The organism is Stappia sp. ICDLI1TA098 (assembly GCF_054880955.1).
In genome coordinates this window covers 891,392-914,028 of record NZ_JBTZBT010000002.1, presented here as the reverse complement: position 1 = coordinate 914,028, position 22,637 = coordinate 891,392, and the positions used below count along the sequence as shown (strand labels likewise).

The following is a 22,637-nucleotide window of genomic DNA, read 5'->3' as shown; positions in this document are numbered from 1 at the left end:
CAAGGGGGCAGTGCAGTGCGGTCCGGGCGCCGCGCGCGGCACCCGGGGAAGCGGAAAAGTCGTGGCTCAGGCGGCGACGACCGTCTGGCGCTGTGACCCGAGGCCGGCGATGGAAAGCTCCATCACGTCGCCCGGCTTCAGGTACTGAGGCGGCTTCATGCCCATGCCGACGCCCGGAGGCGTGCCGGTGGAAATGACGTCGCCCGGCATCAGCGTCATGAACTGCGACAGGTAGGAAATCACATGCGGCACGTTGAAGATCAGCGTGTTGGAATTGCCGGTCTGGCGGCGCACGCCGTTGACGTCGAGCGTCATGTCGAGATTGTGCGGGTCGGCAAGCTCGTCGCGGGTCACGAGCCAGGGGCCGAGGGGGCCGAAGGTGTCGTGGCTCTTGCCCTTTGTCCACTGGCCCGACCGCTTGGTCTGGAAGTCACGCTCGGAAACGTCGTTCATGATCGCGTAGCCGGCAACATGGTCCATCGCATCGGCTTCGCTGACGTATTTGGCCCGCTTGCCGATGATCACGGCAAGCTCGACCTCCCAATCGAGCGCCGAGGAGCCGCGCGGCATCTCGACATCGTCGTTGGGGCCGCAAAGGGCGTTGAGCGCCTTGGCGAAGATGATCGGTTCACTCGGCGGCTCGGCGCCGGTCTCCGCCGCGTGGTCGGAGTAGTTGAGGCCGATGCAGATGATCTTCTGCGTGCCGCCGACGCAGGGACCGATGCGCGGGGCGCCGGAAACCGCGGGAAGCGACAGAGGATCGATGGCGGCGAGGCGGGCAAGGCCATCGCTCGACAGCACATCGCCGGCGATGTCGGCAACGGTGCCGGAGAGATCGCGGATCGAGCCGTCGGAAGCGAGGATCCCGGGCTTTTCCTGGCCTGCGGGGCCGTAGCGCAACAGTTTCATTTCACGTGTCCTGCTGGTTTGGATGAGGGTTAGTAGACGGCACGGCCGCCGGAAATGTCAAAGACGGCGCCGGTCGAGAAGGAGCAGTCCGCCGAAGCCAGCCAGGCGATCATGGCGGCGGCCTCCTCGGGCTCGAGGAAGCGCTCCATCGGGATCTTCGACAGCATGTAGTCGATATGCGTCTGGGTCATCTGGTCGAAGATGGGCGTGCGGGCGGCGGCCGGCGTGATGCAGTTGACGGTCACGCCTGCCTTGGCCAGCTCCTTGCCGAGCGACTTGGTCAGCGCGATCAGCCCGGCCTTCGATGCCGAATAATGGGAGGCGTTGGGGTTGCCCTCCTTGCCGGCGATGGAGGCAACGTTGACGATCCGCCCGTAGCCACGTTCGATCATCCCCGGCACCAGTGCGCGGCAGGTCAGATAGGGAGCCACGAGATTAACCTCGAGTGTCCGTCGCCAGATCTCGGGCTCCAGCTCCCACGTGACGCCGTTGCCGCCGGTAATGCCGGCGTTGTTGACGAGGATGTCGATATCGCCGGCAGCCTTCGCCGCTGCGGCGACGGCGGTTTCGTCGCTCAGCTCGACCTGGCGGCCGCTTGCCTTCGGCCCGAGCGCGGCGACCGCCTTGTCGAGCGCGTCGGCGTTGATGTCCCAGGCGACGACGTCCGCGCCGCTGTCGATGAAGCGACGGGCTGCGGCAAAGCCGATGCCCTGGGCCGCCCCCGTGATTACGGCACGGCGGCCGTTCAAGTCGATCGTGTTCATGGCACCTCCTCCCTCGGCGCGATTCTCCCGCGTCCACATAATCACAATGTATACATTATGAAAAGGGCGCGCCGTGCGATTTCGCACGCGACGAAGTCACGGCAGCGAAAGGAAAAAGCCGGCTTGCTTGAGCGCTCGCGAGAGGCAGGCAAGCGGCAATGGATCAACTCGGCGCGCCGATGGCCGACTGGCCGCGCAACAGCGACAGCAGCATGGTGTCGGCCCGGTCGCGATGACGCTGGTGCAGCAGGCTCGTCCTGGCCTCGTCGCCGGCGCGGATGGCGGCGAGGATCTCCCGATGCTCGGCGTCGGAAAGCACCGGCAGCGGCCTCAGCTTCACGATGGCGATGCGGGCGCGGTACTGCATGTCCCAGAGCTGACGCAGCATGCCCTGCAGGCGCGGATTGCCGCAAAGCGCGACGAGCTCGGAATGGAAGATGTCGTCGAGCTCCGACCATTGCTCGATGTCGCCGCGCAGCGTCGCCCGTTCCATCTGGGAGAGGATGCCGTCGAGCCGGTCGTGGTCGGCGTCGCTGATGCCGCGACGGGCGGTGAGCTGCGCCGCCTTGACCTCCAGCGCCGAGAAGACCTCGTAGATCTGCTGGATTTCCTCGATGGAGAGCGCCTTGACGGTGATGCCGTGACGCGGGCGCACCTCGACGAGGCCCTCCTCCTCGAGGCGGATCAGCGCCTCGCGCACCGGGGTGCGGCTCAGCGACAGGAGATTGGCGACCTCGGTCTCGAGCAGCGTCGTGCCCGGCGGCAGGCGGCCTTCGAGGATGCGGTATCTCAGCTCGTGATAGGCGCGGTCACGGGCCGGAAGCTTGGAGATGCCCTGAAGGCTCGGCCGGGCGCGCACGCTGACGGGAGAGCCGGCCGACTTGTCGCTGCCTGCCGCGCCCGAGGGCGCCGCGCGCGCCTGCCCGCGACGTGCCGGTCCCTTGGCTCCGGCCCGTCCGTTGTCGCCGTCCTTGTCCTTCCGCTCTTCCCGCACGCGGTTCCCCGACTTCTTATTGTGCCTGGCGGCGGCGTCCTAGCGCCCGATGCCGTTGAGCCGGGCAACAATCGCCGCGATCTCCGGCAGGTAGTCTTCGCCATGACCGGTTGCCTCCGCGGTGGCATAGCTGTTCTTGACCGCGGAGGAAACATGCGAGGCGATGCCGCTTTCGTTGGCGAGACCGACGACGTAGCGCATGTCCTTGTGGGCGTTGCGCAGGGCGAAGCGGTGGGCATTCTTGTCGCCATGCACCACATGGCGCATGAACGTCTGGAAGAAGCCGCAATCCATGCGCCCGCCGCCGACGACGGCCTCGACCGTCGCCGCGTCGATCCCGTTGCGCGCGCCGATGGCCAGCGCCTCGGCATAGAGCGCGCCATAGCCGAGCGAGAGGAAGTTGTTCACAAGCTTCATCGTGTGGCCGGCGCCGACATCGCCGACGCGCACGACCTTGGTGGCGAAGGCGGACAGGATCGGTTCGAGCCTGGCGAAGAGGTCTTCCGGCGCCCCGGCCATGACGTCGAGCGTGCCTTCCCAGGCTTCGGCCGGGGTGCGCGACAGCGGCGCGTCACACAGCGCGCCGCCGACCTCCGCCATCCGTGCGGCAAGCGCGCGGGTGGAGACCGGGTTGGCGGTGCTGCAATCGACCACCGTCTTGCCCTTGGCGCCGGCGGCAAGGATCTCGCCGACGGCGCGCTCCACCTCTGGGCTGCCGGGCAGGCACAGGAAGATCACCTCGCTGCGGGCGACGAGCTCGGCGATATCGCCGGCCTCGAACGCGCCGCGTGCGATGAGATCCTCGACCGGGGCGCGGTTGCGGTGTGCGAGAACGGCGAGGGAATGCCCCTTCTCCACCAGATTCTTCGCCATGCCGTGGCCCATCAGGCCGACGCCGATGAAGCCGATAGCAGCCTTTTCCGTCATGCCGCGCCCCTTCCCTGGTTCAGTTTGCCGTCTTGCTCACGTCCTCGCTGGCGATATGCGCGCGAATGATGCTCTCGAAATCGGCGTCGGCGGTGAAGCCGACCTCTTCCGCCCGCGCGGCGACGAAGTCGCGCGGCCAGCCCTCGACGATCTTCACGATCTGCGGATCGCGCTCGCGCCGGATGAGCTTGACCACGTCGTCGCCGGCAACCTTGCGCAGCGCCTCGATCATTTCCGCAACGGTGACCGAGAGCCCCGGCATGGTGAGGGTGCGCCGGTCGCCGAGGACGCTCGTGTCCATCGTCGCCGCATGGACGAGGAAGCCGACGGCCGCAGCCGGGCTCGCCACCCAGTGACGCACGTCGTCCTCGACCGGAAGGATCGCCTCGATCCCGGCGAGCGGCTCGCGGATGATGCCGGAGAAGAAGCCCGAGGCCGCCTTGTTGGGCTTGCCGGGGCGCACGACGATGGTCGGAAGGCGGATGCCGATGCCATCGACGAAGCCCTTGCGGGTGTAGTCGGACAGGAGCAGCTCGCCGATGGCCTTCTGCGCGCCGTAGCTTGTCAGCGGCGCGGTGAAGAAGGTGTCGTCGATCTTCTCGGGGAAAGGTGCGCCGAAGACGGCGATGGAGGAGGTGAAGACCAGCCGCGGCACATAGTCGTCGCCCTGGTGGCGCACGGCCTCCAGCAGGTATCGGGTGCCATCCATGTTGATGGCGTAGCCCTTGTCGAACTCGACCTCGGCCTCGCCGGAAACGATCGCCGCGAGATGGAAGATCACATCGGGCCTGCCGGCGACGAAGGTTTTCACCGTCGCCTCGTCGGCAACATTGCCTGCCGCCGCCTCGATGCGCGGGCCGCCCGTGCGCGCGGCGAGCTGGGGCTCGACCACGTCGACGGCGTGAATGGTGTCGATTGTCTTGCCGCCGAGCGTTCCCTCGGCAATCAGCTTTTCGGCGAGCCTCCGGCCAACCATTCCGGCGGCTCCGATAATCAGGATGCGCATGGGCGCCCTTCCCCTTCCGTTTCAGTCATTCGACGTTTGTTGAACTTCGCGTTTCGCGGTCCGCCTCCTGCCCGCGCTTGTCCGGCGGGCAAGAGGCGTTGGTTGTCAGTGATTGTCGCGCGGCACCCTCGGCATGGTGCCGTCGGCCCCGCCCTGGGCGATCCGCTGATACTTCACCGCCGGTTCCAGCACCATGCCCGCCTCGAGCTGCGCGACGATGCCGCGCTGGATCTCCTGCCAGGGGGTCTGGTGCGCCGGATAGACGTAGCCGCCGGCCTCCTCGAGCGCCTTGCGCCGGTTCGCCAGCTCCTCGTCGGAGATGAGGATGTTGGCCGTGCCCTTGTTGATGTCGATGCGCACCCGGTCGCCGGTGCGCAGCAGTGCCAGCCCGCCACCGGCAGCCGCCTCGGGTGAGGCGTTGAGGATCGACGGCGAGCCGGAGGTGCCCGACTGGCGGCCGTCGCCGATGCACGGCAGCGCCGTGACGCCGCGCTTGAGGAGGTAGTCGGGCGCGCGCATGTTGACGACCTCGCCGGCGCCCGGATAGCCGATCGGGCCGGTGCCACGCATGAACAGCACCGAAGTCTCGTCGATCGCGAGGGCCGGGTCGTCGATGCGGGCGTGATAATCCTCCGGTCCGTCGAAGACGATCGCCGGCCCCTCGAAGGCCATCGGGTCATCCGGGTTGGAGAGATAGCGGTCGCGGAACTCCTGGGTGACCACGGAGAGCTTCATGATGGCGGAATCGAAAAGATTGCCGCGCAGCACCCGGAAACCGGCCGCTTCCTTCAGCGGCTTGTCGAAGGGAACGATCACCTTCTCGTCGAGCACTTTCGCATCACGGCAGTTGTCGCCGATGCTCCGGCCGTTGACGGTCATCGCATCTTCCTCGATCAGCCCCTGCTGCATCAGCAGGTTGACGACCGCGGGCACGCCGCCGGCGTGATAATAGTCCTCGCCGAGATATTCGCCGGCCGGCTGCATGTTGACCAGCAGAGGGATCTTCTCGCCGTGCGTCTGCCAGTCGTCGATGGACAGGTCCACGCCGAGGTGGCGGGCGATGCCGTTGAGGTGGATCGGCGCGTTGGTCGAGCCGCCGATGGCGGAGTTGACCCGGATCGCGTTGAGGAACGCCGCGCGGGTCATGATGTCGGTCGGCTTCAGGTCCTCATGCACCATGTCGACGATGCGCAGGCCCGTGCGGTAGGCGGCCTCCTGGCGGTCGCGATAGGGGGCGGGGATGGCCGCGCCACCGGGGAGCTGCATGCCGAGGACCTCGGTCAGCGAGTTCATCGTCGAGGCGGTGCCCATGGTGTTGCAATAGCCGGTCGAGGGGGCGGACGAGGCGACCAGCGCGACGAAGCCCTCATAGTCGATCTCGCCAGCGGCCATCATCTCGCGGGCCTTCCACACGATGGTGCCCGACCCGGTGCGCTGCCCGCGGAACCAGCCGTTGAGCATCGGCCCGACCGACAGGGCTATGGCGGGAATGTTGACCGTCGCCGCCGCCATCAGGCAGGCCGGGGCTGTCTTGTCGCAGCCCACGGTCAGCACGACGCCGTCGAGCGGATATCCGTAGAGCACCTCGACGAGGCTCAGATAGGCGAGGTTGCGGTCGAGCGCGGCGGTCGGACGCTTGCCGGTCTCCTGGATCGGGTGTACGGGAAACTCGATGGCGATGCCGCCCGCCTCGCGGATGCCCTCGCGCACGCGCTTGGCCAGCTCCAGATGGTGCCGGTTGCACGGCGACAGGTCCGAGCCGGTCTGGGCGATGCCGATGATCGGCTTGCCGGATTGCAGTTCCTCCTGGGACAGGCCGTAGTTCAGGTAGCGCTCGAGATAGAGCGCGGTCATGTCCGGGTTGGAGGGATTGTCGAACCAGGCGCGCGAGCGCAGGTTGGATGTCTTGGGCGCTTTGCTCTTGTCGTGCGCGTTGCTCATGGTGTCTCCGGCGTGTCGGCTGCGGCTACGGTTTTACCCGTCGGCTATCGACAATGTATACAAACTTTCATCAAGTGCAAATTTCGTCTCTCCGCTGCTTTCCCTGCGCCGAGAGGGGGCGAATATCCTTGTAAAATTGCATGAAACCGCCGTGAAAAGGCTGTCCCGTGCTCACAGGATGTCGCGACCTTGGGACAGTGGACCTGTCCTTTTGGTTTCTGTGGATACGTTGTTCCTTATGTCCCTGAGGTGGGTTTCCGGGAGGTTCAGGCTTTCTCACTTCAGCACCGGCGACGGCTCGGATAAGCGTCGATCCTGGACGTTGCGGGCAAGCACGGCGAGGGAGATGCGACATGGTGGCGACAATCGTGGTTCCGGGCATTGGCGGTTCGGGGGAGGCGCACTGGCAGACGGTCTGGGAGCGCCGCGACCGCGACTTCAGCCGGTTCGCCCCTTCGGACTGGGACAGGCCGGAACTTGGCGACTGGATCGATGCGCTCGAGCGTGCGGTGGAGGAAGCACGGGCGCGCTCCGGCGCGCCGCCGTTGCTGCTCGCCCACAGCCTCGCCTGCCTGCTGGTGCCGCACTGGGTGGCGGCGCGGGCGAGGTCGGACGAGCGGCCTGCGCCGATTGCCGGCGCGGTCCTCGTCGCCGTGCCCGATCCCGCCGGCCCGGTTTTCCCGGCAGAAGCAGCCTCCTTCGCCGGCGCGCCGGACGATCCGTTGCCTTTTCCCTCGCTCGTCGTGGCAAGCGAGTCCGATCCCTACGGCGATCTCGACTATTGCCGCGCACGCGCCGATTGCTGGGGCGCGAGCTTTTTCGTCGCCGGGCCGCTGGGCCACATCAACGGGGCCAGCGGTCTGGGTGACTGGCCGCAGGGATTTGCGCTGTTCGAGGCCTTTCGGGCCATGCTCGCCTATCGGCGATCCGCGGCCTCGAGCCTCAGGACGTAGCTTTTCCAGGGGGCTTGCTCGGCGATCCGGTCGTAGAGCCTGAGGGCGGATCGGTTCTCCTCGGGCACGAGCCAGCGCAGGTGCACCCAGCCACGCGACTTGCCTTGCGCCGCGACCGCCGAAACGAGCCTTTCGGCAAGACGCCGGCCGCGCGCCCTGGACGCGACGAAAAGGTCGTCGAGCTGGCCCGCGCGTCCCGACGAGATCGCCTCGGGAAGGTCGAAGTAGAGCGCGAAGCCGACGAGCGTCTCCGCGTCGAAGGCGCCGAGAACGTGGGCGAGCGGGTCGGCAAGCAGGCGCGCAGCCGCTGCTTCCTCGGCAGCCGTGCCGGCGGCGGCGGTCGCCGAGCCGTTCCGCATCTCCTGGCCATAATCCGCCAGCAGGCGGGCGAAGGCCGGCGTGTCGTCCAACGCTAGCGGGCGCAGGGTGAGCTGTCCCGACCGGTCTTCGCCGCCGTTCTCGCCGCGTGTCACCAGCCACCCCGCCGGATCCAGTCCTCCATCATTGCCATGCGGTCGGCGCCAAAGAAGGGTTCGCCGTCGACGACGAAGAAGGGCGAGCCGAAGATGCCGCGCGCCACCGCGCCTTCGCCGATCTCCCTGGTACGGGCCTTCAGCCCCGGCTCGTCCAGTGCGGCGAGAACGGCGGCGCGGTCAGCGCCGAGCGCTGCGCAGATGTCGGCGACGTCCTGTGCGTTGCCGGCATCCTTCTCGCCCCGATAGTAGCTGGCGAACATGGCAGCCGCGAAGCGCCGGGCAAGATCCGGTGCTTCCTCCTCGAGGTGATAGAAGGCCCGCGTCGCGGCCAGCGCGACCGTCGGATGCCCGGACGGGGGAGAAAAGGGGACGCCATGCAGGCGGGCGAGGCGCTGCCAGTCGCGCAGGGCGTAATCGCTCTTCAGCGGCGTCGAGGACAGTCCGCGCGCGCCGGTCGCCTTGAAGGCGGTGCCGAGCATGTAGGGGCGCCAGAGCACCGGCCGGCCAACACGTTCGGCCAGTGCGTCGATGCCGAGGGCCGCGAAATAGGCGTATGCCGAACCGAAGTCGAACCAGAATTCGATGGCGCCATCCGGCGTGTGTGCGTCCATGAGGCGTGCATCCCTGTCTCGTGGGCCTGCGTTTCAGGCACCAGGCGAAGCGTGGCGCGTGCGTCGCGTCGGCGCAATTGAAAAACCTTGCAGGTCGCGCGAGGTGTGCTCGGGGCGGGGGAGCCGTCTCGATGGGTGGGTTTGGTGTCTGAAATAAGGATATTGATATCTCAGATATCATTATGTAGATGTGAAGCGTTACTCTTAAAGCTGGAGCCGCAGGCCGCATGATCACCGCAGCTCAGATGCGCGCCGCGCGCGCCCTTCTCGGCATTGACCAGAAGACGCTTGCCGAGCGGGCCGGCGTCTCGGTGCCGACGATCCAGCGCATGGAGGCGAGCGGCGGCCAGGTGCGCGGTGTTGTCGATACGCTGGCCAAGGTCGTCGAGGCGCTGTCCCGCTCCGGCGTCGAACTGATCGGTGACAATGCGGCGAGCGTTTCCGGTGGCCGCGGCGTGCGCCTCGTCGAGGCGAGCCCGTCCGCACCGGCCCCCAACGACCTTTCCCCGTCCAGCTCAGGCTGAGACCGGCAGAACCACCAGACCACCCGCGACGGCGACCGCCGAGACGACCGACGATCCCGCCGCCTCTTCAAGAAGGCAGCCGGACTGACATGACTGAAAAGCGTTCCGCTCCCTCCGTTTCCGACGAGCCGGGTTTCGTTGACCTGTTCACACCGAAGCTGGTTTCCGTCCTGCGCGAGGGCTACACCGCCGCCCATCTGAAGGCGGATGCCGTCGCCGGGCTGACGGTCGCCATCGTCGCGCTGCCGCTGTCCATGGCGATTGCCATCGCCTCCGGCGCGACGCCGGCCCAGGGGCTCTACACGGCGATTGTCGGCGGCTTCTTCGTCTCGCTGCTCGGCGGCAGCCGTTTCCAGATCGGCGGGCCGGCTGGCGCCTTCATCGTGCTCGTGGCGGGAACGGTCGCGCAGCACGGCATGGAGGGCCTGATCCTCGCCACGTTCCTCTCGGGCCTGATGCTCGTCGCCGCCGGCTTTCTGCGGCTTGGCACCTACATCAAGTTCATCCCCTATCCCGTGACAGTGGGGTTCACGGCGGGCATTGCCGTGATCATTTTCGCAAGCCAGCTGAAGGAGCTTTTCGGCCTGACGCTGGTCGGCCCGGAACCCGGACCGCTGCTGGCGAAGTTGCCCGTCCTCTACGAGGCCCTGCCGAGCCTCGAGCCCGCGAGCCTCGGGCTGGCGCTGGTCACCATCGCCGTCATCGTCGGCCTCAAGCGGGTGCGCCCGCATTGGCCGGGCATGCTGATCGCGGTGGTGCTCGCCGGTCTCGCGACCTGGGGGCTCGATCTGCCGGTCGCCACCATCGGCTCGCGCTTCGGCGGGATTCCGAGCGGCCTGCCGGCGCCGTCGCTGCCGGATTTCTCGGTTGAGCGGATCGCCGCGATCCTGCCGAACGCCATCGGCTTCACCTTGCTTGGGGCCATCGAATCGCTGCTGTCGGCGGTCGTCGCCGACGGCATGACCGGTCGCCGCCACCGCTCCAACTGCGAGCTCGTCGGGCAGGGTGTCGCCAACGCGGCCTCCGCGCTTTTCGGCGGCATTTGCGTCACCGGCACCATCGCGCGCACCGCGACCAACGTGCGCTCCGGCGCGCATGGGCCGGTCTCCGGCATGCTGCACTCCGCCTTCCTGCTGGTGTTCATGCTGGTCGCCGCGCCGCTGGCCCAGTATGTGCCGCTTGCCAGCCTTGCCGGGCTTCTGGCGGTGGTTGCCTGGAACATGATCGAGAAACACGCCATCCGCACGCTGCTGATGACGTCGCGCGGCGATGCCATCGTGCTGCTGGCGACCCTGGGTCTCACCATCTTCCGCGATCTCACCGAGGCGATTGTCGTCGGCTTCGCGCTGGGCTCGGTGCTGTTCATCCACCGCATGTCGAAGGCGGTGGCGGTGGAGCGGCACACGCCGCTGGTGGCGGAGGACCGCGCCGACGATGCCAATGGTGACCGCAAGCCCTATGACGAGGGGGTGACCAACGATCCGGACGTGGTGGTCTACCGCATCACCGGCGCGTTCTTCTTCGGCGCCGCCGCCTCCATTGGCTCGGTGCTCGACCGCATCGCCGACACGCACAAGGCGCTGGTGCTCGATTTCGCCGCCGTGCCCTTCCTCGATTCGACGGCGGCCAACACCATCCGCGGTCTCGCCGACAAGGCGGCGCGGAGGGGCGTGCGCGTCGTGCTCACCGGCCTGCGCAAGGAGGTGAAGCGCGACCTCGCCGCCCAGGGCATCTGCCCGCCGCTGGTCGACTTCGAGGCAAATGTCGCGGATGGGCTGAGGGTTGCCCACGCCGCCGTCGCGACCGCCTGAACAGGCGGTCGCTCAGGCGATCCAGACGTCGCTCGGGGCGATGGCGACGGACTTCAGGATGGCGTGGCACTCCAGGCCGGGGGCAAGGCGCAGCGCCTCGGCCGAGCGGCGGGTGACGCGGGCCAGGAGCAACGCCCCGCCGCAGTCGAGCCGCACAACCACGCCGGGCCCCTCGCCCCGCCGCAGCGCGGTGATCCGCACGGGCAGCACGTTGAGGGCCGAAAGGCCCGTCGGCGCGTCGCGCGCCAGGATCACGTCATGGGCCTGCACGCGCACGCGCACGTTCGTGCCTTCCGGGGCGTCGAGTTGCGGCAGCAGCAGTCGTCCGCCGGCGATGGCGATCTCGCTGAGGCCGTCGGCATGGTGCTCCAAGATCATGCCCGCCAGCACCGCGCCGGCGTCGCGCACGCCAAGCGCCGGCACGGCGGCAGGGTCGGTCAGCACATCGACCGGCGGTCCCGCGCGCGTCACCTTTCCGTCCTGCAGCATGACCACGGTCGAGGCCAGCCGGGCGACCTCGGCGACCGAGTGGCTGACATAGAGGATCGGGACTTCGGTTTCCTGTGTCAGTCTTTCCAGAAACGGCAGGATTTCTTCCTTGCGCGCCTCGTCGAGCGCCGCCAGCGGTTCGTCCATGAGCAGCAGTTTCGGGCGGGCGAGCAGTGCCCGGCCGATGGCGACGCGCTGTTTCTCGCCGCCCGACAGCGTCGCCGGGCGGCGGGCGAGCAGATGGTCGATGCCGAGCAGGTGCACGATCCGCTCGAAACCCGCCTCGCTCTCGTGCCTGGCACCGCGTGACGAGAAAAAGCGCCCGTAGGACAGATTCTGGCAGACGGTGAGATGCGGAAACAGCCGCCCCTCCTGGAAGACGTAGCCGATGCGCCTGCGATGCGGCGGCAGGAAGGCGCCCGTTTCGCGATCGAAGAGCGTCATGCCGTTGACCCGCGCGTGACCGCCGTCCGGCTTCAGCAGGCCGGCGATGGCGTTGACCACGCTGGTCTTGCCCGAGCCGGAGCGACCGAAGAGCGCCGTGACGCCGTCGGGGGCGTCGAAGGCGACGTCGAGGGAGAAGCCCGGGAAGGCGTGGCGGATGGCGACGGAGATGCTCATGAGCCGCGTATCCTGCTGGCGATGGAGCGGCCGACCCATTCGGACAGCAACAGAGCTGTCATGGAGATGACGATGGAGACGCCGACAAGACGCGCGGCCGAGGTCTCGCCGCCGGGCACTTGCAGGAAGGCATAGATCGCCGAGGGCAGGGTCTGGGTCTGGCCGGGGATGTTGGACACGAAGGTGATGGTCGCCCCGAATTCGCCCATCGCCTTGGCGAAGGCGAGGATCGCCCCGGCGACGACGCCGGGCAGGATCAGCGGCAGCGTCACCGTGGCGAAGACCAGCGGGCGCGACGCCCCCAGCGTTCCCGCCGCTTCCTCCAGCTTCGGGTCGACCGCCTCGATGGCGAGGCGAATGGCGCGCACCATCAGCGGAAAGGCCATGATGCCGGCCGCCAGCGCCGCCCCGGTCCAGCGAAAGGCGAAGACGATGCCGAAGGCCTGGTCGAGAAACGCGCCCACCGGCCCCTTGCGCCCGAAGGTCATCAGCAGCAGATAGCCGGTGACCACCGGCGGCAGGATCAGGGGGAGATGCACGAGGCCGTTCAGGAGCTGAAGCCCGAAAAAGCGTCCGCGCGCCAGCAGAAGGGCAACGGCGACGGCGAGCGGCAGGCTCACGAGCGTGGCCCAGAAGGACACGCGCAAGGACAGCGCCACCGCGCTCCATTCCTCCGGGCTCAGGAAATCCATTCGACCTCGATCACCTGTCTGGACCTGCGCCGTCCGGAACACCCGCTCCGGGCGGCGCCTGTTTCGTGTCATGACGCGCGCGAACGCGAAAGGGCGGGGATCGTCAGTCGAGGACGACGAAGCCCTGCCGCTCGAAGGCCTTGCGCGCTTCCGCGCCCCTCAGGAACGCCAGCGCCTTTGTCGCCGCCGGCGTGTTGGCCTCCTGCGTCAGCGCGGCAGGATAGATGATCGCGGGGTGGGTGTCGGCGGGAAAAGTGGCGACGACGGTCACGTTGTCGTCGGCCGCCGCGTCGGTCGCGTAGACGATGCCATACGGCGCCTCACCGCTGGAAACGAGGGCGAGTGCGGCGCGCACATTGTCGGCCTGCGCCACGCTCGGTTCGACGGCGTCCCAAAGCCCGAGACTTGTCAGCGCTGCCTTGCCGTAGATGCCGGCCGGCACCGCGTCGACCAGTGCCATGGCCAGCCGTCCCTCTCCAAGGAGGCCGGGGAGATCCATGTCGCGGGCGATCTCGACCGGGCCGGCATCCTTGCCATGGGCGATGAGGACGATGGAATTGGCGAGCAGGTCGACCCGGGTGTCGGCCCGGATTAGGCCGTCGGCGGCAAGCGTGTCCATCCATTTGACGTTGGCCGAGATGAAGAGATCGGCCGGCGCCCCGGCCTGGATCTGGCGGGCAAGCGCCGAGCTTCCGGCAAGCGAAACGACGAGCCTGTCGCCGGTGGCGGTGGCGAAGGCCGGGGCGATTTCGTCCATGGCGTTCTTGAGGCTCGCGGCAGCGAAGACGGTGATGTCGTCGGCGCGGGCATCGTTCCCGGTCCCGCCAAGTCCGCAAGCAAGGGCGAAGGCGAGAATTCCGGCGCGCAGGCTTGCCGAGGAGGGGAGCTTCAGGGACATGTGGCGTCTCCGGATTGCGAGGATTCGATATGTACGGATGGAAATATCGCTTCACGTCGAATGGAGTGCAACCGTTATTTCCGTCCGTACATATCGATGTGACCGAAAGCGGCTGGCCGATCAGCCGGAAGAGGTGCCGCCGCCGGCGCCGCGCGCCATGGCCCTGAGTTGGGCGATCTCGTTGCGGCCCGCCTCGCGGGCCTTCGCCTCCAGCCGGCGATAGAGATCGAGTGCCCTCTCGCCGTCCGCCGTCAGCCGTGCCCCGCCGCCCGCCGCCCCGCCGCGGCTGCTGTGCACCAGCGGCAGCTCGAACATGCCGTTCATTTCTTCCACCAGCGTCCAGGCGCGCTTGTAGCTCATGCCCATGCGGCGGCCGGCAGCGGCGATGGAGCCGGTCTCGGCGATGCCCTCGAGAAGGTCCGCCTTGCCGGGGCCGAAGGCGGTGTCGGGCTCGAAGACCAGCCGCAGTCTGACGCCGGGAGGTGTGGTGTCGCGTGTCATGGCCCGTTGGTACCGCCGCCGCGCGGGCTTGTCATCCGCTGCGGAAAACTTACTGCTCCCACGAAAAAGGGTGGCGGGCCTCTCCGGCCCGCCACCCTCATCGAACATTTGTCAGTCTGGCGGTCGAATGCCGGCTCAGTTGGTGTACTTCAGCACCAGCGAGGTGACGCCGATGGTCAGGTTGGTGCCGGTCTGGGACTCGATGCTGAGCGGGTTGAGCGCGATCGACTTGTCGAGGCCGCCGATCAGAGCGTTGGCCTTCAGGCCCGCACCGAGGCTCGCGCCAGCGGTTACACCCGCATATTTGCCTGCCAGAGCGCCGGGGTCGGTGTCCGCGGCGGGAGCCAGAACACCCCAGACGAGCGTTGCATCACGCTGCGTGCCGATGTCGAGGCCGAACTCGTGGCTTTCGCCACTGTAGAAGGCCGTCGGACCGCCATTGGCGGGCTGGTACGTGCAGGCAAGCGTGTTGCTGCCGCCGATGATGAAGTTGCTTTCACCCTCGACGTTGCAGGTCAGCTTGCCGATCTCGACGCCCGGCTTCGAACTCTGCGCGAAGGCGAGGGGCGAGGAAACGATAAGGGCGAGAAGGGCGGTTCCGGCAAGGCCGATGGTCCGACGCATGAATTCCTCCGATGGTTGCGGCATGCCTGTAGCGGCGGCCGCGTTGGGATGTTGTGTCGATAACGGATGGATGCGGAAAAGGTTTCATCCGCGCGGGCAGGTTTTCGACGGGACCGCGCTTTTTATGTGCGGTGGTACACTTGCGAATGCCAGTCCCTGCGACGCTGTGTCCGCGGGGACTGGCTGGGCGGCTCACGAGAAAAATGCCCGCTCCGGCGGATCTTCCGGTCCGGGCGCGGTTGTCAGGGATAGAAACGCTCGGTCGTCCACGAGCCGTCCGGCTGGTCGCGGCGGAAGATGTGGCGGTCATGCAGGCGGAAGGGGCGGTCCATCCAGAACTCGATGTAGAGCGGACGGATGCGGTAGCCGGTCCAGTGCGGCGGCCGGGGAACCTCGCCGATGCCGAAGCGCAGGGCCTGCTTGGCGACGGCCTTTTCCAGGGCGAACCGGCTTTCCAGCGGCCGCGACTGCTGGCTTGCCCAGGCGCCGATGCGGCTGTCGCGCGGCCGCGAAGCGAAATAGGCGTCCGCCTCCGCCTCGGTGACCAGTTCCACCGGTCCGCGAAAACGGACCTGTCGGCGCAGTGACTTCCAGTGCAGCACGCCGGATGCCTGCATGTTCTGCGCAAGCTCCTGGCCCTTCTGTGATTCGGTGTTGGTGTAGAAGACGAAGCCGCGCTCGTCATATTCCTTCATCAACACCATGCGCACGTCCGGCAGCCCGTCGCTGCCGGCGGTGGCGATGGCCATCGCATTGGGGTCGTTCGGCTCCTTGCGTTCCGCCAGAGCCAGCCATTCGCCGAAGATCGCGAAGGGATCGCCCTGCGAGATCTGTTTTTCGAGCGCGTCGGGGCTGGCGGCGGTGTCGGTCTCGGCGGTCATCCTGCAAGATCATCCTGTGCTGGCCGGCGGCCGGGCCGCCGTGCAAAACGCTGCAACGACTTATATCGCAGCCGCGCGCTCCTGCCACCCTCGCTCGCCGCAGGAGGGGCATGCATCAGCGCAGCAGAAGCACCGGGATCTTGCAGGAGCGCACCATCTCCGTGGTGGTCGACCCGATGATCAGCGAGCGGATGCGCGAATGGCCGTAGGCGCCCATCACCAGAAGATCGATGCCTTCCTGCTCCACTTCCTCCGCAATCGCCTTGTCGGGCTGGCCCGAGCGAAAGGCGAAGCTTGCCGCGTGACCGCCGGCGGACAGCGTCGCGACGGCGCCTTCCAGGCGGCTGCGGGACTCGGGCGTATCCGCGCCGACGGTCAGCAGGCGGATGTCGAGACCGGCAAGGACGGAGCTGCGCGCCACATGGTCGACCGCCTTGAGGCTGCTCGCGCCGCCGTCGAAGGCGATGAGCACGCGCTTTATTGGACGGAAGGCGCGGGCGGCGACGAACACCGGCTTGCTGGCGGCACGCACGATGCGCTCGAGATTCGACCCCAGATGCAGCCTGGCGAAATCGGCGGCTTCGCCGCGCTTGCCGAGGACGATGGCGTCCGCATCCGCCTCGGTTTCCTCCAGCGTCTCCAGCAGGTCGCCGGCGCGCAGGCGCGTCGTCACGGTCTGCGCGCCCGAGGCGCTCAGGCTGGCGGCGGCGTCATCCAGGATAGCGCGGCCGCGCGCCTGCGACAGCTTGGCCATGCGCTCGTCGAGCTCGGAGAGCTCGTTGAGCAGCGTGGTGCGGGCGCCGAGCGCGATGCTGCCGGAGAGGTTTGCCGCGCCGCCTTCCGCCTGGCGGCGGCCGATGACATGCAGCGCCTCGACGGAGGCGCCGGTGCGGGCGGCTATCCAGCCGGAGAGTTCGCACACGCTTTGCGAATAGAGCGATCCGTCGACGAGGGCGACCAGTTTGCGCATCGGATGTCCTTTCCCAGCTCTCGGGCGTGGCGTCAGTGGCCCATCAGGCGCTCGAGCGCGCCCGGCTTGTCGTGGATGGCCAGCTTGTCGACGATGGTCTCGCTGGCTGCATTGATGCCGACGATCTCAACCTCGGCGCCCTCGCGGCGGAATTTGAGCACCACCATGTCGAGCGCGGCAACCGACGAAATGTCCCAGATGTGGGCGCGGCTGACGTCGATGGTGACCTTTTCCAGCACCTCGCGGAAGTCGAAGGCGGCGGAGAAGGCCTCGGCCGAGGCAAAGAAGACCTGGCCCTCGACCACATAGGTGCGCGCCTTGCCGTCCGGCGACAGCGTCGAGGTGATGCGGAAGATCTGGGCGATCTTGCCGGCGAAGAAAATGCCGGAGAGCAGCACGCCAATGAGGACGCCGATGGCCAGATTGTGGGTGGCGAGCACGCCCGCGACCGTGGCCAGCATGACAACGGAGGAAGAGCGCGGGTGATCCTTGAGGTTCTTGATCGAAGACCAGCTGAACGTGCCGATCGACACCATGATCATGATCGCGACCAGCGCCGGCATCGGGATGCGGGCGACCCATTCGCCAAGCGCCACGATGAGGACGAGCAGGATCGCGCCGGCGCAGAAGGTCGAAAGCCGTCCGCGACCGCCGGATTTCACGTTGATCATCGACTGGCCGATCATGGCGCAACCTGCCATGCCGCCGATGAAGCCGGACGCGATGTTGGCGACGCCCTGGCCGACGCACTCCTGATTGCGGTCGCTCGGCGTGTCGGTGAGCTCGTCGATGAGCGAGGCGGTCATCAGCGATTCCAGCAGGCCGACGACAGCGACCGCGGCCGAATACGGGAAGATGATCATCAGCGTGTCGAGGTTGAGCGGGATGTCGGGCAGCAGGAAGACCGGCAGGGAATCCGGCAGATCCCCCATGTCGCCGACGGTGCGCACGTCGAACCCGAAGGCCATGGTCGCGGCAGTCAGAACCAGGATGCAGATGAGCGGTGAGGGTACCGCCGTGGTCAGTTTGGGAAACAGGTAGATGATGGCGAGGCCGGCGGCGACCATGACATAGGTCAGCCAGGACACGCCGGTAAGCTCGGGCAGCTGCGCCAGGAAGATGAGGATGGCCAGCGCGTTGACGAAGCCGGTCATCACCGAGCGCGAGACGAAGCGCATCAGCCCGCCCAGCCGGGCGTAGCCGGCGCCGATCTGCAGCACGCCGGCCAGCACGCTGGCGGCGAGCAGATACTGCAGGCCGTGATCGCGCACCAGCGTCACCATCAGCACGGCGGTGGCGGCGGTGGCGGCGGAGATCATGCCCGGCCGGCCGCCGACAAAGGCCGTGACGACGGCGATGCAGAAGGAGGCGTAGAGGCCGACCTTGGGATCGACGCCGGCGATGATCGAAAAGGCGATGGCCTCGGGGATCAGGGCGAGAGCGACGACAAGGCCGGCGAGAACGTCGCGGCGGACGTTTCCGGTCCACTGTGCGCGATAGGCGGAAAGGGAGAACATGGCGGGTCCGTGGCGGCTCTTGTCCGTTGCGCGAAACGCGCAAGCTGACGGGCGGGGCTCGGGGCCGCGACGTCAAGAGAGGGGCCGCGGGGGCAAGCGGTCTCGATATCCGTATTTCTGCTGCGATGCAACAGCCGCAGCCTTGCGCGGTTCCCAGGCCTGCTTGACGCGCCCGCGCCGGGGTCGCGCCGAATGCCTGCCTCAGCCAGCCTTGCGATGCGGGCGGGCCCAACATATATAGCGTTCACGTCATGTCGCCGGGCTGCCCGAAGCTGCGGACACGCCAAAGGCGACAGCTCTGGACGTTTAGAAAAGACGTTTCGAGAATAGGAACCGGTCCGATGCCGTAACGGGTCCGACCGGTTTGCTGGAAAGGAAGGACAACATGGCAAAGGTCATCGGTATCGACCTCGGCACGACCAACTCGTGCATCGCCGTCATGGACGGCAAAGCCCCCAAGGTTATCGAAAATTCGGAAGGCGCCCGTACGACGCCGTCGATGGTTGCGTTCAACGACGACGGCGAGCGCCTCGTCGGCCAGCCGGCGAAGCGCCAGGCGGTGACGAACCCGACGGGCACGCTCTTCGCGGTGAAGCGCCTCATCGGCCGCCGCTACGACGACCCGACCGTCGCCAAGGACAAGGACCTGGTTCCTTACACCATCGTCAAGGGTGGCAATGGCGACGCCTGGGTCGAAGCGGAAGGCGAGAAGTACTCCCCCTCGCAGGTCTCCGCCTTCATTCTTCAGAAGATGAAGGAAACCGCTGAAAGCTATCTCGGCGAGAAGGTCGAGCAGGCGGTCATCACCGTTCCGGCCTATTTCAACGACGCCCAGCGTCAGGCCACCAAGGATGCGGGCAAGATCGCCGGCCTCGAGGTGCTGCGCATCATCAACGAGCCGACGGCGGCAGCGCTTGCCTACGGTCTCGACAAGAACGACGGCAAGACCATCGCGGTCTATGACCTCGGCGGCGGCACCTTCGACGTCTCGATCCTCGAGATCGGCGACGGCGTGTTCGAGGTGAAGTCCACCAACGGCGATACGTTCCTCGGCGGCGAGGACTTCGACATGCGCCTGGTCGATTATTTCGCCTCGGAGTTCAAGAAGGACCAGGGCATCGACCTCAAGGGCGACAAGCTTGCCCTGCAGCGCCTTAAGGAAGCTGCGGAGAAGGCCAAGATCGAGCTGTCGTCCTCGTCGCAGACCGAGATCAACCTGCCGTTCATCACGGCCGATGCCTCGGGCCCGAAGCACCTGACGATGAAGCTCACGCGCGCCAAGTTCGAGAGCCTCGTCGAGGATCTCGTGCAGCGCACGATCGATCCCTGCAAGGCGGCTCTCAAGGATGCCGGCATCGCGGCCGGCCAGATCGACGAGGTCGTTCTCGTTGGCGGCATGACCCGCATGCCGAAGATCCAGGAGGTCGTCTCGACCTTCTTCGGCAAGGAGCCGCACAAGGGCGTCAACCCGGACGAAGTCGTGGCCATGGGCGCCGCGATCCAGGCCGGCGTTCTGCAGGGTGACGTCAAGGACGTGCTGCTGCTCGACGTGACGCCGCTGTCGCTGGGCATCGAGACGCTGGGTGGCGTGTTCACCCGCCTGATCGACCGCAACACGACGATCCCGACGAAGAAGAGCCAGACCTTCTCCACCGCCGAGGACAACCAGACAGCGGTGACGATCCGCGTGTTCCAGGGCGAGCGCGAGATGGCGGCCGACAACAAGATGCTCGGCCAGTTCGATCTGGTCGGCATTCCGCCGGCACCGCGCGGCGTGCCGCAGGTCGAGGTGACCTTCGACATCGACGCCAACGGCATCGTCAATGTGTCGGCGCGTGACAAGGGCACGGGCAAGGAGCAGCAGATCCGTATCCAGGCCTCGGGCGGTCTCAGCGATGCCGACATCGAGAAGATGGTCAAGGACGCCGAGGCGCATGCGGACGACGACAAGAAGCGCAAGGAGCTTGTCGAGGCCCGTAACCAGGGCGAGGCTCTCGTCCATTCGACCGAGAAGTCGCTGAAAGACTATGGCGACAAGGTCTCGGCTGAGGACAAGGGTGCCATCGAGCAGGCTGCAGAGGCGCTGAAGTCGGCGCTTGGCACCGAGGATCTCGAGGACATCAAGGCCAAGACCCAGGCTCTGGCCGAGGTCTCCATGAAGCTCGGCGAAGCCATGTACAAGGCGGCCCAGGCCGAGGAGGACGGCGAGGCCTCCTCCGAGACCGAGGATGCCCCCAAGGCCGATGACGATGTTGTGGACGCGGACTTCGAGGAAGTGCGCGACGACGACGACAAGAAGTCGGCCTGACTGGCCAACTGACCGGGAAAGCGGCGTTCTTCCGAAAGGAGGGGCGCCGTTTTCCGCATTGAGGCGGAAGGGCCGGCGCGCCCGTCCGCCCGCGGTCCGGTCCGGCACCGCCGTGTGTGGCGGCGCCCGGGCCGGTAAGCCGGGAAAGGTTCCGGGGGCATGAAACTGCGTTCGCTCGATCCGCCATTTGGCACCTACGCCCTGCCCTGGCCGGCCGAAGGTCTGCGTCGGCTGGCCGCGCGCATGCCGGCGAACCGCGCCGGGCGCATGCTGGTGTCGGCCTTGCGCAAGATCAGCGTCGGTCGCAGCGCCGGCCCGATCGATGTCGCCGAGGTGTTTCCGACCATCGGTGCGCGGCTCTACCCGACGACCAACCGCTGCGAGAAGCGCGCTGTCGCCGGTGCGCAGCACTTCGACCCCGAGGAGCGCGAGGCGCTTGCCCGTGCTTTTGCGGCATCGTCGTCTGCCCCCTTCGTTTTCGTCGACCTCGGCGCCAACGTCGGCCTCTACAGCCTCTGGATGGTGTCCGTGGCGCGGCAGGCGGGGCGCGACGTTGTCGGTCTGGCGGTCGAGCCGGATCCGGTGACCCGCGCCCGACTGGAGGGAAACCTCTCGGCCTCCGGCGTCGACTGCGTGATGGTCGCGGCTTGCGCGGTCGGCGAGACGGCGGGGCGCGGTGCCATCGTCGCTCATGACGGCAACCGCGGCGAACACCGGGTGCGCGATGCCGGCACCGACGAGGACGGCACCTTCGAGGTGCTTCCGGTACAGGAAATCTGCGCGCGCCACGGCATCGCCCGGATCGATGCGATGAAGATCGATCTGGAAGGGCATGACGAGGCCGCACTTCGTTCGATGTTTGCAGGCGCGCCGCCAACGCTGTGGCCGGACCTGATCGTGGTCGAGGCGGGCAAGGGCCGGGAGCTACCCTCCGTCGTGCGCGTCTGTCTCGACAATGGATACGAACTTGATCGCCGCACGCGGCTGAATGCGCTTCTGGTGCGCGCGCCGCACGAAACGGGCGTTCGCGCCGGCGGCGAAAGCTGATGGATGCTTCGATGGAAAAGCGAGACTACTACGAGGTTCTGGGCGTTTCCCGCGACGCGGATGGTACGGTTCTGAAGAGCGCCTACCGCAAGCTGGCGATGCAGTTCCATCCGGATCGCAATCCGGGCGACTCGGACGCGGAAAACCGCTTCAAGGAAGTCAGTGAGGCGTATGACGCCTTGAAGGACGAGCAGAAGCGGGCTGCTTACGACCGCTTCGGCCACGCCGCCTTCGAGAACGGCGGGATGGGCGCGCGTGGCGGCAATCAGGGCGACTTCGCATCGGCCATGTCGGATATTTTCGACGAGTTCTTCGGCATGGCCGGCGGTGGCCGTCGTTCCGGCGGGCGCGACCGTGGCGCGGACCTGCGCTACAACCTCGAGATCTCGCTTGAAGACGCCTACACGGGCAAGACGGTCGAGATCGAGGTTCCGACCTCGATTTCCTGCGAGGCCTGTTCCGGCTCGGGCGCAAAGCCCGGCACCCAGCCCACCACCTGCCGCACCTGCGGCGGTTCCGGCCGCGTGCGCGCCGCGCAGGGCTTCTTCACACTGGAGCGCACTTGCGCTTCCTGCCAGGGGCGCGGTCAGGTCATCGCCGACCCCTGCACCTCCTGCAACGGCACCGGCCGCAAGACGCTGAACCGGATGCTGTCGGTGAACATTCCCGCCGGCATCGAGGACGGCACGCGCATTCGCCTCGGCGGCGAGGGCGAGGCCGGGTTGCGCGGCGGCCCTTCTGGGGACCTCTACATCTTCCTGTCGCTGCGCCCGCACGCATTCTTCCAGCGCGACGGGGCGGACCTTTACTGTCGCGTGCCGGTGTCGATGGTCACGGCGGCGCTCGGCGGCCAGTTCGAGGTGCCGACGCTCGGTGGCGAGATGACCAGGGTCAAGGTTCCCGAGGGAACCCAGACGGGCAAGCAGTTCCGTCTGCGTGGCAAGGGCATGCCGGTCATGCGCTCGCAACATCACGGGGATATCTATATTCAGGTCACGGTGGAAACGCCGGCCAATCTGACCAAGCGCCAGCGCGAGTTGCTGGCCGAGTTCGAGACCGAATCGTCGAAGGAAACCCACCCCGAATCCCATGGTTTCTTCGCCAAGGTGAAGGACTTCCTCGACAATCTGGGCGGCAACTGACGCCGTTCCGCCCCTGTCACCCGGCGCTTGC

At 67.3% G+C, this 22,637-nt stretch carries 22 protein-coding genes; 6 read left to right on the top strand and 16 right to left on the bottom strand.

What is annotated here, in order from left to right:
* Positions 1–66: 66 nt before the first annotated feature.
* From ACSLUQ_RS14480 to ACSLUQ_RS14455, 6 genes are all read right to left on the bottom strand, one after another.
* The gene (locus ACSLUQ_RS14480) at positions 67–909 is read right to left on the bottom strand and encodes a fumarylacetoacetate hydrolase family protein (protein ID WP_417771829.1); all 843 of its coding nucleotides are present in this window, start codon (positions 907–909) and stop codon (positions 67–69) included.
* Between the two features lie 29 nt (positions 910–938).
* The gene (locus tag ACSLUQ_RS14475) at positions 939–1,673 is read right to left on the bottom strand and encodes an SDR family NAD(P)-dependent oxidoreductase (protein ID WP_417771830.1); all 735 of its coding nucleotides are present in this window, start codon (positions 1,671–1,673) and stop codon (positions 939–941) included.
* A gap of 163 nt (positions 1,674–1,836) precedes the next feature.
* Positions 1,837–2,667, bottom strand: a complete 831-nt coding sequence (locus ACSLUQ_RS14470) for a GntR family transcriptional regulator (protein ID WP_417771831.1) — start codon at positions 2,665–2,667, stop codon at positions 1,837–1,839.
* 39 nt (positions 2,668–2,706) lie between these two features.
* The gene (locus tag ACSLUQ_RS14465) at positions 2,707–3,594 is read right to left on the bottom strand and encodes an NAD(P)-dependent oxidoreductase (protein ID WP_461808915.1); all 888 of its coding nucleotides are present in this window, start codon (positions 3,592–3,594) and stop codon (positions 2,707–2,709) included.
* Between the two features lie 19 nt (positions 3,595–3,613).
* On the bottom strand, positions 3,614–4,600 hold the full coding sequence (denD, locus tag ACSLUQ_RS14460) for a D-erythronate dehydrogenase (protein WP_461808914.1): 987 nt from the start codon (positions 4,598–4,600) through the stop codon (positions 3,614–3,616).
* Positions 4,601–4,705: 105 nt separating this feature from the next.
* Positions 4,706–6,541: an IlvD/Edd family dehydratase gene (locus tag ACSLUQ_RS14455; RefSeq protein ID WP_417771834.1), complete on the bottom strand. Its 1,836-nt coding sequence runs from the start codon at positions 6,539–6,541 to the stop codon at positions 4,706–4,708.
* Between the two features lie 353 nt (positions 6,542–6,894).
* On the opposite strand from ACSLUQ_RS14455, the gene ACSLUQ_RS14450 reads away from it, so the two are divergent.
* Entirely contained in the window at positions 6,895–7,494 is a 600-nt protein-coding gene (locus tag ACSLUQ_RS14450) for an RBBP9/YdeN family alpha/beta hydrolase (RefSeq protein ID WP_461808913.1), read from the top strand.
* Here ACSLUQ_RS14450 and ACSLUQ_RS14445 read toward each other — a convergent pair.
* Complete coding sequence (locus ACSLUQ_RS14445; protein WP_461808912.1) at positions 7,458–7,967, bottom strand: GNAT family N-acetyltransferase; 510 nt, start codon at positions 7,965–7,967, stop codon at positions 7,458–7,460. The genes ACSLUQ_RS14450 and ACSLUQ_RS14445 overlap by 37 nt on opposite strands.
* Complete coding sequence (locus tag ACSLUQ_RS14440; RefSeq protein WP_461808911.1) at positions 7,964–8,581, bottom strand: DsbA family protein; 618 nt, start codon at positions 8,579–8,581, stop codon at positions 7,964–7,966. Before ACSLUQ_RS14440 ends, ACSLUQ_RS14445 begins: the two co-directional genes overlap by 4 nt.
* Before the next feature lie 227 nt (positions 8,582–8,808).
* Between ACSLUQ_RS14440 and ACSLUQ_RS14435 the strand changes: the two genes are divergently transcribed.
* Together ACSLUQ_RS14435 and ACSLUQ_RS14430 are read left to right on the top strand one after the other, a co-directional pair.
* Complete coding sequence (locus tag ACSLUQ_RS14435) at positions 8,809–9,105, top strand: helix-turn-helix domain-containing protein (protein WP_417771838.1); 297 nt, start codon at positions 8,809–8,811, stop codon at positions 9,103–9,105.
* An 89-nt stretch (positions 9,106–9,194) separates the two neighbouring features.
* Positions 9,195–10,916: a SulP family inorganic anion transporter gene (locus ACSLUQ_RS14430; protein ID WP_461808910.1), complete on the top strand. Its 1,722-nt coding sequence runs from the start codon at positions 9,195–9,197 to the stop codon at positions 10,914–10,916.
* A 12-nt stretch (positions 10,917–10,928) separates the two neighbouring features.
* Here the strand turns inward: ACSLUQ_RS14430 and modC are convergent, their stop codons facing one another.
* The 8 genes from modC to ACSLUQ_RS14390 form a co-directional block, all read right to left on the bottom strand.
* Entirely contained in the window at positions 10,929–12,026 is a 1,098-nt protein-coding gene (gene modC / locus ACSLUQ_RS14425) for a molybdenum ABC transporter ATP-binding protein (RefSeq protein ID WP_461808909.1), read from the bottom strand.
* Positions 12,023–12,718 carry a molybdate ABC transporter permease subunit gene (gene modB / locus ACSLUQ_RS14420; protein ID WP_417771841.1) on the bottom strand — a complete coding sequence of 232 codons (696 nt, stop codon included), beginning with the start codon at positions 12,716–12,718 and terminating at the stop codon, positions 12,023–12,025. Before modB ends, modC begins: the two co-directional genes overlap by 4 nt.
* Positions 12,719–12,821: 103 nt before the next feature.
* Positions 12,822–13,616, bottom strand: coding sequence for a molybdate ABC transporter substrate-binding protein (gene modA / locus ACSLUQ_RS14415; protein WP_417771842.1), 795 nt, complete (start codon positions 13,614–13,616; stop codon positions 12,822–12,824).
* A gap of 120 nt (positions 13,617–13,736) precedes the next feature.
* Positions 13,737–14,117, bottom strand: a complete 381-nt coding sequence (locus tag ACSLUQ_RS14410; protein ID WP_417771843.1) for a winged helix-turn-helix domain-containing protein — start codon at positions 14,115–14,117, stop codon at positions 13,737–13,739.
* Between the two features lie 135 nt (positions 14,118–14,252).
* A complete protein-coding gene (locus tag ACSLUQ_RS14405; protein ID WP_417771844.1) occupies positions 14,253–14,741 on the bottom strand; it encodes a DUF992 domain-containing protein in 489 nt (162 codons plus the stop codon).
* A 242-nt stretch (positions 14,742–14,983) separates the two neighbouring features.
* Positions 14,984–15,622, bottom strand: a complete 639-nt coding sequence (pdxH, locus tag ACSLUQ_RS14400) for a pyridoxamine 5'-phosphate oxidase (protein ID WP_461808908.1) — start codon at positions 15,620–15,622, stop codon at positions 14,984–14,986.
* A gap of 115 nt (positions 15,623–15,737) precedes the next feature.
* On the bottom strand, positions 15,738–16,592 hold the full coding sequence (locus ACSLUQ_RS14395; protein WP_417771846.1) for a universal stress protein: 855 nt from the start codon (positions 16,590–16,592) through the stop codon (positions 15,738–15,740).
* Between the two features lie 32 nt (positions 16,593–16,624).
* Entirely contained in the window at positions 16,625–18,109 is a 1,485-nt protein-coding gene (locus ACSLUQ_RS14390; protein WP_417771847.1) for a SulP family inorganic anion transporter, read from the bottom strand.
* A gap of 385 nt (positions 18,110–18,494) precedes the next feature.
* Between ACSLUQ_RS14390 and dnaK the strand changes: the two genes are divergently transcribed.
* The 3 genes from dnaK (at position 18,495) to dnaJ (ending at position 22,606) form a co-directional block, all read left to right on the top strand.
* Complete coding sequence (gene dnaK / locus ACSLUQ_RS14385; protein ID WP_461808907.1) at positions 18,495–20,417, top strand: molecular chaperone DnaK; 1,923 nt, start codon at positions 18,495–18,497, stop codon at positions 20,415–20,417.
* 159 nt (positions 20,418–20,576) lie between these two features.
* Entirely contained in the window at positions 20,577–21,464 is an 888-nt protein-coding gene (locus tag ACSLUQ_RS14380) for an FkbM family methyltransferase (protein ID WP_461808906.1), read from the top strand.
* 11 nt (positions 21,465–21,475) lie between these two features.
* Complete coding sequence (gene dnaJ / locus ACSLUQ_RS14375; protein ID WP_417771850.1) at positions 21,476–22,606, top strand: molecular chaperone DnaJ; 1,131 nt, start codon at positions 21,476–21,478, stop codon at positions 22,604–22,606.
* The last annotated feature ends 31 nt before the right edge of the window (positions 22,607–22,637 follow it).

What these genes read in the sequence shown, in the direction of transcription:
- ACSLUQ_RS14410 (WP_417771843.1), bottom strand. Translation starts at nt 14,117, where the DNA reads ATGACACGCGACACCACACCTCCCGGCGTCAGACTGCGGCTGGTCTTC.
- ACSLUQ_RS14480 (WP_417771829.1), bottom strand. Translation starts at nt 909, where the DNA reads ATGAAACTGTTGCGCTACGGCCCCGCAGGCCAGGAAAAGCCCGGGATC.
- ACSLUQ_RS14390 (WP_417771847.1), bottom strand. Translation starts at nt 18,109, where the DNA reads ATGTTCTCCCTTTCCGCCTATCGCGCACAGTGGACCGGAAACGTCCGC.
- ACSLUQ_RS14395 (WP_417771846.1), bottom strand. Translation starts at nt 16,592, where the DNA reads ATGCGCAAACTGGTCGCCCTCGTCGACGGATCGCTCTATTCGCAAAGC.
- ACSLUQ_RS14455 (WP_417771834.1), bottom strand. Translation starts at nt 6,541, where the DNA reads ATGAGCAACGCGCACGACAAGAGCAAAGCGCCCAAGACATCCAACCTG.
- ACSLUQ_RS14475 (WP_417771830.1), bottom strand. Translation starts at nt 1,673, where the DNA reads ATGAACACGATCGACTTGAACGGCCGCCGTGCCGTAATCACGGGGGCG.
- modB (WP_417771841.1), bottom strand. Translation starts at nt 12,718, where the DNA reads ATGGATTTCCTGAGCCCGGAGGAATGGAGCGCGGTGGCGCTGTCCTTG.
- pdxH (WP_461808908.1), bottom strand. Translation starts at nt 15,622, where the DNA reads ATGACCGCCGAGACCGACACCGCCGCCAGCCCCGACGCGCTCGAAAAA.
- ACSLUQ_RS14440 (WP_461808911.1), bottom strand. Translation starts at nt 8,581, where the DNA reads ATGGACGCACACACGCCGGATGGCGCCATCGAATTCTGGTTCGACTTC.
- dnaJ (WP_417771850.1), top strand. Translation starts at nt 21,476, where the DNA reads ATGGAAAAGCGAGACTACTACGAGGTTCTGGGCGTTTCCCGCGACGCG.
- modC (WP_461808909.1), bottom strand. Translation starts at nt 12,026, where the DNA reads ATGAGCATCTCCGTCGCCATCCGCCACGCCTTCCCGGGCTTCTCCCTC.
- ACSLUQ_RS14435 (WP_417771838.1), top strand. Translation starts at nt 8,809, where the DNA reads ATGATCACCGCAGCTCAGATGCGCGCCGCGCGCGCCCTTCTCGGCATT.
- ACSLUQ_RS14430 (WP_461808910.1), top strand. Translation starts at nt 9,195, where the DNA reads ATGACTGAAAAGCGTTCCGCTCCCTCCGTTTCCGACGAGCCGGGTTTC.
- dnaK (WP_461808907.1), top strand. Translation starts at nt 18,495, where the DNA reads ATGGCAAAGGTCATCGGTATCGACCTCGGCACGACCAACTCGTGCATC.
- ACSLUQ_RS14450 (WP_461808913.1), top strand. Translation starts at nt 6,895, where the DNA reads ATGGTGGCGACAATCGTGGTTCCGGGCATTGGCGGTTCGGGGGAGGCG.
- denD (WP_461808914.1), bottom strand. Translation starts at nt 4,600, where the DNA reads ATGCGCATCCTGATTATCGGAGCCGCCGGAATGGTTGGCCGGAGGCTC.
- ACSLUQ_RS14380 (WP_461808906.1), top strand. Translation starts at nt 20,577, where the DNA reads ATGAAACTGCGTTCGCTCGATCCGCCATTTGGCACCTACGCCCTGCCC.
- ACSLUQ_RS14465 (WP_461808915.1), bottom strand. Translation starts at nt 3,594, where the DNA reads ATGACGGAAAAGGCTGCTATCGGCTTCATCGGCGTCGGCCTGATGGGC.
- modA (WP_417771842.1), bottom strand. Translation starts at nt 13,616, where the DNA reads ATGTCCCTGAAGCTCCCCTCCTCGGCAAGCCTGCGCGCCGGAATTCTC.
- ACSLUQ_RS14405 (WP_417771844.1), bottom strand. Translation starts at nt 14,741, where the DNA reads ATGCGTCGGACCATCGGCCTTGCCGGAACCGCCCTTCTCGCCCTTATC.